Source organism: Stenotrophomonas sp. CC22-02 (genome assembly GCF_004365115.1).
GTDB classification, from domain to species: domain Bacteria; phylum Pseudomonadota; class Gammaproteobacteria; order Xanthomonadales; family Xanthomonadaceae; genus Stenotrophomonas; species Stenotrophomonas forensis.
In genome coordinates this window covers 1-12,842 of record NZ_SOCO01000003.1, presented here as the reverse complement: position 1 = coordinate 12,842, position 12,842 = coordinate 1, and the positions used below count along the sequence as shown (strand labels likewise).

Below are 12,842 nucleotides of genomic sequence, written 5' to 3'. Positions count from 1 at the left end.
CCTAGACCCTTAGCGTCGTCGGTTGCCGCCATCGCTGGCGGCGAGCAAGCTTTCAAGTGTCTCTGCAAGCGTCTGACGTTCGGCCGGCGCGAGGAAACTCCCCACCTCCACCTGCCGGCCGCTGGATGCCAGCCGGACCCTCTCATCGTCGGTGAGCAGGCGCACCCAGTGGGGGTGGGCCCGGAACACCGGCGATCCACCGGGTACGGGGATGACCTCCACGTACGCCGGCACTACCCGGATCTCCTCCTGCCGTTCTCCGCTGCGCCACAAGGCACGCAGCGCCGCCGCCAGCACCAGGCTGTACAGCAGCGCGAACAGGGGGGCGAATGCATTGCCGGCCAACCACCCGAGGGCGGACACCAGCCACATCGCACCCGACAACACGGTGAACAACAGGACGAACTGCCGGGCATCGAGCGCCCGTGGGGGACGCAGCCGCAGCTGCGTACCTGACCCATCCGGAGCTGGAAGCACCTCGATCATGTCGCAACCGCGTTCCTGCCGCGGGAAACGTCTCGATGGTAGCCCCGCGCTCTCGCCGGTAGCAAGGGTGCATTCACACTTTTTCCCATGCTGCAACACAGCATGAGGTCGGCGGCACGAATGACGAATTCAGCACAAATATTGTCGAGCCTGCTGAACACGCTGAATCCACCGCAGCTAGGGGCTATCAGCACTTCACGAAGGTAGCTGCGGGGCACTTCCGGAACCCGGAAAAATGATTAAAATCGCCAAGTTTTCCACTGGCCGGACCGGCATGAACGCACCCTCCTCCTCCCCTGCCGCCAGCGACGCCCCGCGTCCCGGCGCGCTGCTGTCGCCGGAACTGCCGGCGTCCCCCAACCCGTTCCGCCAGGCCATCACCGATGCCTGGTTGAAGGACGAGGCCAGCCACGTGCGCGATCTTCTGGCGCAGGCCCGCCTGCCCGCCGAGGAGCAGGCCAGGGTGCAGGCCCTGGCCGCCGATCTGGTCGGCCGGGTGCGCGTGCGCGCCAAGGACCAGGGCGCGATCGAAGCCTTCATGCGCCAGTACGACCTGGGCAGCGAGGAAGGCGTGCTGCTGATGTGCGTGGCCGAGGCGCTGCTGCGCATTCCGGACCAGGACACCGCCGACAAGCTGATCCGCGACAAGCTGGCCGACGCCGACTGGGAAAAGCACCTGGGCGGCAGCGACTCGGTGCTGGTCAACGCCTCCACCTGGGGCCTGATGCTGACCGGCAAGCTGGTGCAGATGAACGACGCCACCCGCGCCGATGCGCCCAGCGCGTTCAAGCGCCTGGTCGGCCGCGTCGGTGAGCCGGTGGTGCGCCTGGCCGTGCGCCAGGCGATGAAGATCATGGGCCACCAGTTCGTCATGGGCCGCACGATCAGCGAAGCGCTGTCGCGTTCGCACAAGGGTGACAACGCGGACTACCGCTACTCGTTCGACATGCTGGGCGAAGGCGCGCTGACCATGAAGGACGCGCTGCGCTACCTGGAGGACTACCGTCGTGCGATCCACGCCATCGGCGGCGATCACAAGGCACGCGGCGGCCGCCCCGACGGCGACGTCAACAACGCCCCGGGCATCTCGATCAAGCTGTCGGCGCTGTACCCGCGCTACGAGCACGCCAAGCGCGAGCGCGTGCTGAAGGACCTGGTGCCGGGCGTGCTGGAACTGGCGCAGCTGGCCAAGAGCTACGGCATCGGCTGCACCGTCGACGCCGAAGAATCCGACCGCCTGGAACTGTCGCTGGACATCATCGAACAGGTGTTCGGCGATGCCTCGCTGGCGGGCTGGGATGGCTTCGGCGTGGTCGTGCAGGCCTACCAGAAGCGCACGCCGTACACGATCGACCACCTGGCCGACATGGCGCGCCGCGCCGGTCGTCGCCTGCAGGTGCGCCTGGTCAAGGGCGCCTACTGGGATGCCGAGATCAAGCGCGCGCAGATCGAAGGCTACCCGGGCTACCCGGTGTTCACCCGCAAGCAGAACACCGACGTGTCCTACCTGGCCTGCGCCAAGCGGCTGTTCACCCATGCCGACGCGATCTACCCGATGTTCGCCACGCACAACGCGCACACCATCGCCGCGGTGCGCAGCATCGCCAACGGTGGCGTGTACGAGCACCAGAAGCTGCACGGCATGGGCGACGACCTGTACGCCGAAGTGGTGCCGGCCGACCGCCTCGGCCTGCCCTGCCGCGTGTATGCGCCGGTCGGTTCGCATGAAGACCTGCTGCCGTACCTGGTGCGCCGCCTGCTGGAAAACGGCGCCAACTCCAGCTTCGTCAACCGCATCACCGACGAACGCGTGCCGATCGCCGACCTGATCCGCGATCCGGTCGAGATGGTCACCTCGTTCGCCTCGATCCCCCACCCGAAGATCCCGCTGCCGGTTGACCTGCTGCGCAGCCAGAACCACGACAGGAAGAACTCCATGGGCGCCAACCTCGCCAACGACAACGAACTGCGCGCCCTGGCCGAGCAGATCAACGCGGCCGTGAAGCCCTGGCAGGCTGCCCCGCTGGTGCCGGGTGCGAACCCGGCCGGCGCCGCGCTGCCGGTGACCAACCCGGCCGACACCCGCGAGGTGGTCGGCCAGTGGCTGGCCGCCGATGCCGCCACCGTGCAGAAGGCGCTGGCCAATGCCGTGGCCGCGCAGCCGGCCTGGAACCGCACCCCGGCTGCCAGCCGCGCCGCCATCCTCGAGCACGCCGCCGACCAGCTGGAAGCGCGCATGCCGGAGTTCATGGCGCTGTGCGTGAAGGAAGCCGGCAAGAGCCTGCCCGACAGCATCGCCGAAGTGCGCGAAGCCGTGGATTTCCTGCGCTACTACGCCAAGCAGGCACGCGAGCAGTTCAGCCACGCCGAGAAGCTGCCGAGCCCGACCGGTGAATCCAACGAGCTGCAGCTGCACGGCCGCGGCGTGTTCGTCTGCATCAGCCCGTGGAACTTCCCGCTGGCGATCTTCCTGGGCCAGGTCGCTGCCGCCCTGGCCGCCGGTAACAGTGTCATCGCCAAGCCGGCCGAACAGACCAACCTGATCGGCTACTACGCAGTGAAGCTGCTGCACGACGCCGGCGTGCCGGCCGAGGTGGTGCAGTTCCTGCCGGGCGACGGTGCCACCGTCGGTGCCGCGCTGACCGCCGACCCGCGCGTGGCCGGCGTGGCCTTCACCGGCTCCACCGACACCGCCCGTGCGATCAACCGCGCGATGGCCGCCCGTGACGCCGCCATCGGCGTGCTGATCGCCGAGACCGGTGGCCAGAACGCCTTCATCGCCGACTCCTCGGCGCTGCCGGAACAGCTGGTCAAGGACGCCATCGGTTCGGCCTTCACCTCCGCCGGCCAGCGTTGCTCGGCCGCGCGCGTGCTGTTCGTGCAGGACGACATCGCCGACAAGGTGATGACCATGCTGGCCGGTGCGATGAAGGAACTGAAGGTCGGCAACCCGGGCCTGCTGTCCACCGACGTCGGCCCGGTGATCGACGCCGATGCACTGAAGATCCTGCAGGACCACGCCGTGCGCATGGACCGCGAAGCACGCCTGATCGCCGCCGCCGAGCTGTCCGCTGAAGCGGCCAATGGCACCTTCTTCGCGCCGCGTGCGTATGAACTGAAGGACCTGGGCCAGCTGCACAAGGAAATCTTCGGGCCGGTCCTGCACGTGATCCGCTGGAAGGGCGACCAGCTCGACGCGGTGATCGACCAGATCAACGCCACCGGCTACGGCCTGACCCTGGGCGTGCATTCGCGCATCGACGAAACCGTTGATCGCATCAGCAACGGCGTCCACGTCGGCAACGTCTACGTCAACCGCAACCAGATCGGTGCGGTGGTCGGCGTGCAGCCGTTCGGCGGCCAGGGCCTGTCCGGCACCGGCCCGAAGGCCGGCGGCCCGCACTACCTGCTGCGCTTCGCCACCGAGAAGACGGTGACGGTGAACACCACCGCCGCGGGCGGCAACGCCTCGCTGCTGACCCTGGGCGACTGATCGCCCGGTTGATGCGGTAAACGAAAAACCCCGCGAAAGCGGGGTTTTTTGTTGCTCAACGTGCTTCGACGCGCATCAGGTTGCGCCAATGGCGCAGCGCCACCAGCGCGTTGATCCAGAAGCCGACATACAGGATCGAGGTCAGGTGCAGGCCACGGCTGTAGTACAGCGGCACCGCCACGGTGTTCACCAGCAGCCACACCCACCACGATTCCAGCTTGCGCCGCATCATCAGGATCTGCGCGATCACGCTCAGCACCAGCACCGCCGAATCGATGTACGGCGCGTAGGCGTTGGTCAGGCGGGTCAGCATCCAGCCATAGCCGAAGGTGGCCGCCACCGCCAACGGCGCCAGCCAGGCCCACGCACGCGGGCGCAGCGCGGTGATCGGCAGCGGCGCGCCGTGGTCGCCACGCAGCCACTGCCACCAGCCCAGCACGCTGATGGCGATGAAGAAGAACTGCAGCACCATGTCCGCGTACAGATGCGAGCGTTCGAACACCGCTGCGAACAGTGCACAGCCGACGATGCCCAACCACCAGGTGTGCACGTTGTTGCGGCCGGCCAGCAGGATCGAGCCGGCAACGGCGATGTTGGCAGCCAGCTCCAGCTGGAAGTTCGGGTCGGACAGGTTCATCGCCCTATTGTCATGGATCCGCGCCCTGCTGGGAGGGCACGCCATGAAAAAGGAAAGGCCCCGCTTGCGCGGGGCCCTCCATGTCCTGCTTCAGGCGATCGCCTGGATCAGAACTTGTACTGCATCGAAGCTGCCAGCACGTCGCCGCTGACCTTGTACTTGCCGGTCACGGTGTTGGCGGTGGCCGAGGTCGAGGAGATGTTCGGATCCTTGGTGAACAGGTGGGTGTAGCCCACGCTGTATTCCATCTTGTCCGAGGCCGCGTAGGTCAGACCCAGCGACAGCCACTTGCGGGTGGTGTCCGGCACGCGCACGTCACGGTGGGCGTCGGTGGTCGGGGTCTGGTCGTAGGCGAGACCGCCGCGCAGGGTCAGCTTCTCGTTCATGCGGTACTCGGTACCGATCGACGCGAAGGTGGTGTCGCGGTAGTGGAACGGCAGCACGCTGTCCGGCTGGTTGGAGTCATAGTCGACGGTGACCTGGTCGAACTTGCTCCACGCGGTGCGCGAGACGTCGGCCATGATCTTCCACTGGTCGTTCACGCGGTGGGTGAAGCTGACGGTGGCACTGGCCGGCAGGGTGATCGAAGCACGGCCCTTGCTGTCGATGAAGGTGCCCGGAGCGGCAGCGGCCAGGAAGGTCGCGGCGTTGCCCGGAATGGTGAAGTCGGCCTTGCCGTCGTTGATCTTGTGCTTGACCTGCGAGCGGTAGCTGAAGGCGATGTTGGTGCCTTCCACCGGGCTGACGGTCATGCCCAGGGTGTAGCCCATGGACACTTCGTCACCCTTGATGCGCAGGTAGCCATCGGCGGTGCCCGGAGCGAAGCCCTGCTGGGCCATGGCCACGGCGGCCTGACGCGAGGCGGCAGCAGCCTGGGCCGGGGTGCCACCGGCGGCCAGAACGGCAGCAGCCGCCTTCTGCTGGGCGCTGGCGTTGATCGCGGTGCCGGTGTCGACGGCGCTGGTCAGATCGACGTTCAGGCGTTCGGCGAACACCGAAGCACCAAACGACAGGTACGGATTGACGTCATAGGAGAACGCGACGCCCAGGTCGATCGCCTGCAGCTCGGTCTTGACGCCGTTGTAGCGGCCGACCCAATCACGGTCGTATTCGGTCTTGAAGCCGAACGGCACAGTCAGCGAGGCGCCGAAGTGCATGTTCTCCTTCTCGCCGAACGGCAGGTGGAAGTAGGCCGCCGGAACCGGGGCGATCATGCCGGCGTCGCCGCCGTTGCCGCCGGAAATCGGAGCGCCGTTGCCGTACTTGCCCTGGCCACGGAACTTGGCGCCGAAGCTGATGGCGCTGACGTCGCCCTGGATCTGGGTGCCTTCCAGCAGTCGCATGGAGGCCGGGTTGGTGGCGACCACCGAGGCATCGCCTTCAGCGGAGGTGGAGCCGGCGAACGCACGGCCGAGGCCCTTGGCGCTGTTTTCCTTCAGCTGGAAGGCGGCGGCGTTGGCATCGGCGGCGGCCAGCGCACCGGCAACGCCGACGGCCAGCAGGGTCAAACGGGCAATGGTGGAAGCGGTTTGCATCGTAGTTCTCTCTCCGGTAAGCGGTGATGGTGCTCTGAGTGCGCCTGCGCCCGGCAGGCCCTGGGGCCCTTCGGAGCGCGCCGGATTCCCCTCCCGACATACGACGCCGTATGCGAGTATTACCCAGAGCTGTTAATGAAACAATAACAGCGCCGGCGGTTTTTTCGTCTCAAAAGCTGAACAGGACCATCCCCGCCGCCAGCGCCCGCACGCTAGGCTAATGCCATGTTCGTCTCCCTCCCGTCGCGCAAGAAGGCGGCCCTGCGCTGGGCCACGCCCGTGCTGTTTGCGGCATTGTGGCTGGCGTTCCTGTGGTCGATCTCGCGTCCGGACGACGCCCGCGGCAGCCTCTGGCTGGACTGGGGCGCGCTGTCCACCGGGCTGACCCACCCGCTGGACTGGTGGGCGACCCTGCAGGACGGCAGCGTGCTGCGCCTGTTCACCGCCCTGTTCCTGCACGCGGACTGGTCACACCTGCTGGGCAACCTGGTGTTCCTGCTGATCTTCGGCCTGCCCGCCGAGCGCGTGCTGGGGCCATGGCGGTTGCTGCTGCTGTTCCTGGTCGGCGGCGCAGTGTCCAACCTGGTCGCGATCTACACCATGGGCAGCCCGGACCAGATCATCATCGGAGCCAGCGGCGCGGTCTCGGCGCTGATCGGCGCCTACCTGGCCCTGTTCCCCGGCGCCCGGCTGGGCGTGGTGATCCCGCTCGGCCTGTTCCTGGAGTTCGTGCGCGCCCCGGCCTACCTGCTGATCGGCGTGTGGGCCGCACTGCAGGTGGTGTTCGCGCACATCGGCCCCAGCTTCGGCATGGTGGCCTGGTGGGCGCACATCGGCGGCTTCCTGTTCGGCCTGCTGTACGGGGTCTACGTGCGCGCGGCCATCGCGCGCCGGCTGCGCAAGCGCCACGGATTCTGACACCGGGTAGTGCCGGCCGCTGGCCGGCTCCGCGCTCACCCGCTCGTAGATCAGTCGAGCATGGCTCGGCTCTACAGAATCAAGGCTTGGCCGGGACCGGTGCGGGCTTGGCTTCCGGCACGCTGTCCACCTTCGGTTCCGGCTTGGCTTCGGGCTTGGCTTCGGGCTTCGCCGCAGCGGCCTTCGCGGCCTTGGCCGCCTCCGCCTTGGCGGCTTCGGCCTTCAGGCGTGCCGCCACCGAACCCGGGTTCTTCAGTTCGGCCAGCGCGTCGTTGATCGGGCCGTCACCCGGCAGCACGGCACCGGCGTGGTAGCCCTCGGTGCCTTCATCGTCACCGCGCAGATGGCCCGGCAGGGTCGCTTCGCTGTAGTCGCTGAGGCTGGCCGGCAGTGCATCCTCCGCCGGCGTGGCGGCAGGTTTCAATTCAACGTCCGGCACGATGCCGGTGGCCTGGATCGACTTGCCGCTGGGCGTGTAATAGCGCGCGGTGGTCAGCTTCACCGAATCACCGTTGTCCAGCGGCAGCACGGTCTGCACCGAGCCCTTGCCGAAGGTGCGGCTGCCGACCACGCGGGCGCGCTTGTTGTCGCGCAGCGCGCCGGCCAGCACTTCCGAGGCACTGGCCGAACCGGCATCGGCCAGCACCACCACCGGTGCCCCCTTCAACAGGTCGCCGGGGGTCGCGTCGAACCGTGCGTCGCTGATGCTGATGCGGCCACGGGTGCTGACGATGTTGCCCTTGTCGAGCAGATCATCGGCCACCTGCACCGCGGCGGTCAGCAGGCCGCCCGGGTTGCTGCGCAGGTCCAGCACCAGGCCCTTGAGCTGGCCGCCGGACTGCTTCTGCAGCTGCTGCACGTGCTTCTGGAAGTCCGAACCGGTATCGGCCTGGAAGGTGCTCAGGCGGATGTAACCGTAGCCCGGTTCCAGCAGTCGGCTGCGTACGCTGGTCACGCGGATGGTCTGCCGGGTGAGGCTGACATCGAACGGCTTCGGCTTGCCTTCGCGCACGATGGTCAGCACCACCTTGCTGCCGGCCGGGCCGCGCAGCGGCTCGCTGGCGTCGATCGCGCTGATCGGCTTGCCGTCGATGGCGATGATCAGGTCACCGGCGAGGATGCCGGCCTTGGCTGCCGGCGTGTCGTCGATCGGCGAGATCACCTTCATGCTGGCGTTGTCCGGCTGCTGCTGCAACTCGACGCCGATACCCTCGTAAGCGCCGTTGGCCTGCTCGTCGAAGGCCTGCGCGTCTTCCTTGTTGAAGTAGGTGCTGTGCGGATCGAGGTCGAGCAGCAGGCCACGCACCGCTGACTGCATCAGCTTCTTGTCGTCCACCGGATCCACGTAGGCAGCACGCACCGCGTTGTACACGGCCACGAAACGGCGGATTTCCTCCAGCGGCACCTTCGAGGTTACCGCCTCCTCGCTGTTCGCTGCCTGCCCACTGGTCTCCTGGCTCGGGGCGGGCGCGGTCTGCTGCGCCCAGGACAGCGCTGGCAACAAAGCCAGCAAGAGGGTGGCGGTACGGGCTACGCGCATGGATCACTCCTGTCGACGGTGGCATCGTGCCCAAGGCACATGCACCGATTATGCGCGAAGCACAGCTAAATTCCCGTTGAATCCACCAGGCTCGCGGAAGTGCCGGATTCAGCGCCGCTGCAGCCAGCTGTCCGGATTGACCGGCTGCCCGCCACGGCGCAGCTCGAAGTACAGCGCGGTGACGCCCTGGCCGCCCGAATTGCCGACCTTGGCCACCGCATCGCCGCGGCTGACCCGTGCGCCGGCATCCTTCAGCAGGGTGTCGTTGTGTGCGTACAGGCTCATGTAGCCGTTGCCGTGGTCGACGATCAGGATCATGCCGTAGCCGGTCATCCAGTCGGAGAACACCACGGTGCCGTCGGCCACGGCGGTGACGGTGCTGCCGGCCGGTGCGCCGATCAGCACACCGCTGCTGGTGCGCCCGTCGGGCAGCTTGCCGCCGAAGCGGGCCAGCAGATTGCCGGACAACGGCCAGCCCAGTCCGCCCACCTTCGGTGCCGGTGCCGAGGCCACCGCGGGCGGCACCTTGGTCGGCGGTGGCGGGCGGCCTTCCGCTTTGGCCTGGCGTGCGGCTTTCTCGGCTGCCGCTTTCTCGGCAGCGGCCCGGCGCGCGGCGGCGCGGCGCTCGGCTTCGGCGCGGGCTGCGGCGGCGCGCAGGTTGGCCAGCAGCGTTTCCAGCGCCTTGGCATCCTGGCCCAGCGCCTGTTCCTTCTCGCGCTGATCCTTGAAGCGCTCGTCCAGCGAGGCCACGGTCTGCGCCCGATCACGGCGATCGGCCGCCAGGGTGGCCGCCTGCTGCTTCTGGTCACGCTGCGCGCCCTGCAGCTTCTGCTGGCGTTCGGCGATCTGCGTTTGCAGGGCTTCCAGTTCCTTCAGGTCGGCGGTCAGGGTGGTGATGCGCTGCGCGCGTTCGCGCTGCAGATAGCGGTGATAGGCCAGGGCACGGTTGGCATCGGCCACAGTGTCCTGCGACAGCAGCAGCTTCAGCGGTGCGTGGTTGCCCAGCTGATAGGCCGCGCGCAGCAGGCCGGCCAGTTCGCGGTGCTGCTGGGCCAGGTTGTTCTGCAGGCTGCTGCGGCGCTGCTCGGCTTCGGCCAGGGCACGGCTCTGCTCACGCAGTGCGGTCTCGGTCTGCGCAAGCGCGCGTCCGCTGCGGGCCACCTTCTCGTCGGCCTCGCGCAGTTGCTGTGACGCCTGGCCGCGCTGGCCTTCGATCTGCCGACGCTCCTGCGCCACGCCTTTCAGTTCGGTGCGCAGCTTCTGCAGCTTGCGCTCGGTCTCACGGGTGCTCTGCGCCGCGGCGGGCAGTGGCAGGGCCAGCGCGATCGCCAGCGCCAACAGCAGGCAGCGCCCGCCGCGGGCAGCGGCGATGTGATGTCGGCGTGATGGGAAGGCGTTGTCGTGCAAGGGCTTTCCAGTGACTTCAGGCAGTTGCGGGGGCTACCGGGGAATGGTGACATCTCCGCACGCGGCCTGCCAGCCGCACATCCATCGAGGTCCCCATGAAAGCTCTTTCCATTCCGCTGCTGTTGGGCGTCCTGCTCGCCGCCGGCCCGGCCGGCGCCCAGGACAACATCAGCAAGGTCAACGGCAGCATCAGCGCCGAACCCGGCCAGCGCTACGGCAAGCTGGACACGGTCAACGGCGGTATCCGCGTCGGCGAAGGCGTCGAGACCGGCAGCATCGATACCGTCAACGGCGGGGTAAAAGTGGCCGATCGCGCACGCACCGGCAAGATCGAGACAGTCAACGGCGGCGTACGCCTGGGCCGCGAAGTCATTGCGCATGGCGGCGTCAGCACGGTCAACGGCAGCATCTTCAGCGACCGTGGCAGCCAGATCGAAGGCGGCGTTGAAACCGTGAACGGTGGCATCGGCCTGGTCGAAAGCCGCGTCGGCAAGGATGTGGAGACCGTCAACGGTGACATCACCGTGGGGATCGGCTCGCAGGTCAACGGCGGTGTGCACGTCCGCAAGCCCAATTTCAGCGTCTCGCTGACTGCCAGCCGCAAGCCGCGCGTGATCATCGGCCCCAATGCCGTGGTCAATGGCCCCCTGCAGTTCGAACGCGAGGTGGTGCTGTACGTGCACCGCAGCGCCCGCATCGGGCCGGTCACCGGCGCCGAGCCGATCCCGTTCGACACCGAAACCGCCCCGGCGGACTGAGCCACCGCGCCGTTCGGTCCGGTGATCCTCGCCCAACCGGTCGTGCAGAACGTACGGCCACCCTTTGTTACCCAGGAATCGACGATGCCCCGCAAACTCCTCCTGTGCCTGGCCGCCGCGGCCGCGCTCAGTGCCTGCAAAGGCGAAGACACGCCGGCCACCGCGCCAGCCACCGATACTGCGGCCGCCAAGCCCGCCGCCCATCAGTTCTCGCCGGACATCAATGCCGGCGACTTCGCCGAGATGGTCAAGACCCTGGCCTCGGATGAGTTCGAAGGCCGCGCCCCGGGCAGCAAGGGCGAAGAGCTGACGGTCAACTACATCCGCGACCAGATGCAGCGCATCGGCCTGCAGCCCGGCAACGGCGACAGCTGGTTCCAGGACGTGCCGATGACCGAGACCACGGCCGACGAATCGACCGTGCTGAAGATCACCCAGGGCGGCAAGACCACCGAGCTGAAGTTCGGCACCGACATGGTGGTTGGCACGCGTACCGGCCAGGCCGAGGTCAAGGTCGATGCCAGCGACCTGGTGTTCGTCGGCTACGGCGTCGATGCACCAGAGCAGAAGTGGAACGACTACGCCGGCCAGGACTGGAAGGGCAAGACGGTTGTCATGTTCGTCAACGACCCCGGCTTCCACGTCGATGACGAGAAGCTGTTCGACGGCAAGCGTATGACCTACTACGGCCGCTGGACCTACAAGTTCGAAGAGGCGGCGCGCAAGGGCGCCGCCGCCGCGCTGATCGTGCACGACACCGCCGGCGCCTCCTATGGCTGGGATGTGGTGAAGAACTCCTGGGCCGGCCCGCAGTACGACCTGCCCGCCAAGGATGATCCGGACGCCCGCATCCCGGTGCAGGGCTGGCTGAGTGCGGAGGCCGCCAAGGCCCTGTTCGCCGGTGCCGGCCTGGATCTGGCGCAGGCTTACAAGGATGCGAGCAAGCGCGGCTTCAAGCCGGTGCCGCTGAAGGCTACTGCGGCGGTTGATCTGAAGAGCCGGATCGCGCAGAAGCAGTCGCGCAACGTGGTGGGCGTGCTGCCGGGCAGCAAGCGTGCCGACGAAGCCGTGCTCTACATGGCGCACTGGGACCACCTGGGCAAGCACGAGGGTGAAACCGGCGACAACATCTACAACGGTGCGGTGGACAACGCGACCGGCGTGGCCGGCATCCTTGAAGTGGCCGAAGCGATGGCCCACCAGCAGCCGAAGCCGGAGCGCTCGGTGGTGTTCCTGGCAGTGACCCTGGAAGAGTCGGGCCTGCTCGGTTCGAAGTACTACGTCGCGCACCCGACCTTCCCGCTGGACAAGATTGCCGGTGTGATCAACATCGACGCGATGTCGGTGGCGGGCCGCGCCAAGGACGTGACCGTGACCGGTTTCGGCAGCTCGGAGCTGGAAGATATCCTCAAGCCGCTGGCCGCCGCCCAGGACCGTACCCTGCACGGTGAGACCTCGGTGCAAAGTGGCTTCTACTTCCGTTCGGACCACTTCAACTTCGCCAAGGCCGGCGTGCCGGCCCTGTATGCCGATGGCGGTGAGGACCTGCGCGAGGGCGGCGTGGAGGCCGGCCGCAAGGCCGCCGCCGACTACGGTGCCAACCGCTACCACGGCCCGAAGGACGAGTTCGACGCGGCCACCTGGAAGCTGGACGGCACCGTCGAAGACCTGCAGCTGATGTACGGCGTCGGCAAGGAACTGGCTGGCGGTGAGCGTTGGCCGAACTGGTACGAGGGCAATCCGTTCAAGGCGGCCCGCGACGCGATGATGAAGGACAAGGCGCCGGCCAAGTAGAGTCGAGCTTGCTCGACTGAGTATCTTTGAGATCAAAGCGGCGCCCCACGGGGCGCCGCTTTTTTTGGGCGCTCCACCCTGGGTGGATGCCAACCTTGGTTGGCGCTGCCGCTCGCGGCGGTTTCATCAACGCGCCTGCCGGCCAGCGGGCACCACCACCCGCATTTTCTGCGGCCAAAGAAAAACCCCGCTGCGTGAGCAGCGGGGTTTTGGGTGTAAACCCTGGCGATGACCTACTCTCGCATGGCTTGAGCCACACTACCATCGGCGCAGC

The 12,842-nt window shown here is 67.5% G+C and carries 9 protein-coding genes; 4 read left to right on the top strand and 5 right to left on the bottom strand.

The features are described 5' to 3' along the window. Positions 1-9 precede the first annotated feature (9 nt). Complete coding sequence (locus N440_RS19640) at positions 10-486, bottom strand: DUF2244 domain-containing protein (protein WP_004153894.1); 477 nt, start codon at positions 484-486, stop codon at positions 10-12. Between the two features lie 274 nt (positions 487-760). Between N440_RS19640 and putA the strand changes: the two genes are divergently transcribed. Continuing rightward, positions 761-3,979, top strand: a complete 3,219-nt coding sequence (gene putA / locus N440_RS19635) for a bifunctional proline dehydrogenase/L-glutamate gamma-semialdehyde dehydrogenase PutA (RefSeq protein ID WP_133936378.1) — start codon at positions 761-763, stop codon at positions 3,977-3,979. A gap of 55 nt (positions 3,980-4,034) precedes the next feature. On the opposite strand, the gene pnuC is transcribed toward putA, so the two are convergent. Then, positions 4,035-4,616: a nicotinamide riboside transporter PnuC gene (gene pnuC, locus N440_RS19630; protein ID WP_133936377.1), complete on the bottom strand. Its 582-nt coding sequence runs from the start codon at positions 4,614-4,616 to the stop codon at positions 4,035-4,037. A 107-nt stretch (positions 4,617-4,723) separates the two neighbouring features. Then, complete coding sequence (locus N440_RS19625) at positions 4,724-6,151, bottom strand: outer membrane protein transport protein (RefSeq protein ID WP_133936376.1); 1,428 nt, start codon at positions 6,149-6,151, stop codon at positions 4,724-4,726. Positions 6,152-6,376: 225 nt separating this feature from the next. Here N440_RS19625 and N440_RS19620 point away from each other — a divergent pair, with 225 nt between their 5' ends. After that, positions 6,377-7,069 (top strand): rhomboid family intramembrane serine protease, encoded by a 693-nt coding sequence (locus N440_RS19620; RefSeq protein WP_010484241.1) that lies wholly within the window; start codon positions 6,377-6,379, stop codon positions 7,067-7,069. Between the two features lie 79 nt (positions 7,070-7,148). Here the strand turns inward: N440_RS19620 and N440_RS19615 are convergent, their stop codons facing one another. Together N440_RS19615 and N440_RS19610 are read right to left on the bottom strand one after the other, a co-directional pair. After that, on the bottom strand, positions 7,149-8,609 hold the full coding sequence (locus N440_RS19615; RefSeq protein WP_133936375.1) for a S41 family peptidase: 1,461 nt from the start codon (positions 8,607-8,609) through the stop codon (positions 7,149-7,151). Between the two features lie 108 nt (positions 8,610-8,717). Continuing rightward, positions 8,718-10,016 carry a peptidoglycan DD-metalloendopeptidase family protein gene (locus N440_RS19610; RefSeq protein WP_133936374.1) on the bottom strand — a complete coding sequence of 433 codons (1,299 nt, stop codon included), beginning with the start codon at positions 10,014-10,016 and terminating at the stop codon, positions 8,718-8,720. A 95-nt stretch (positions 10,017-10,111) separates the two neighbouring features. On the opposite strand from N440_RS19610, the gene N440_RS19605 reads away from it, so the two are divergent. Further along, positions 10,112-10,774 carry a hypothetical protein gene (locus tag N440_RS19605; protein WP_133936373.1) on the top strand — a complete coding sequence of 221 codons (663 nt, stop codon included), beginning with the start codon at positions 10,112-10,114 and terminating at the stop codon, positions 10,772-10,774. An 84-nt stretch (positions 10,775-10,858) separates the two neighbouring features. Continuing rightward, entirely contained in the window at positions 10,859-12,568 is a 1,710-nt protein-coding gene (locus tag N440_RS19600; protein WP_133936372.1) for a M28 family metallopeptidase, read from the top strand. Positions 12,569-12,842 lie beyond the last annotated feature (274 nt).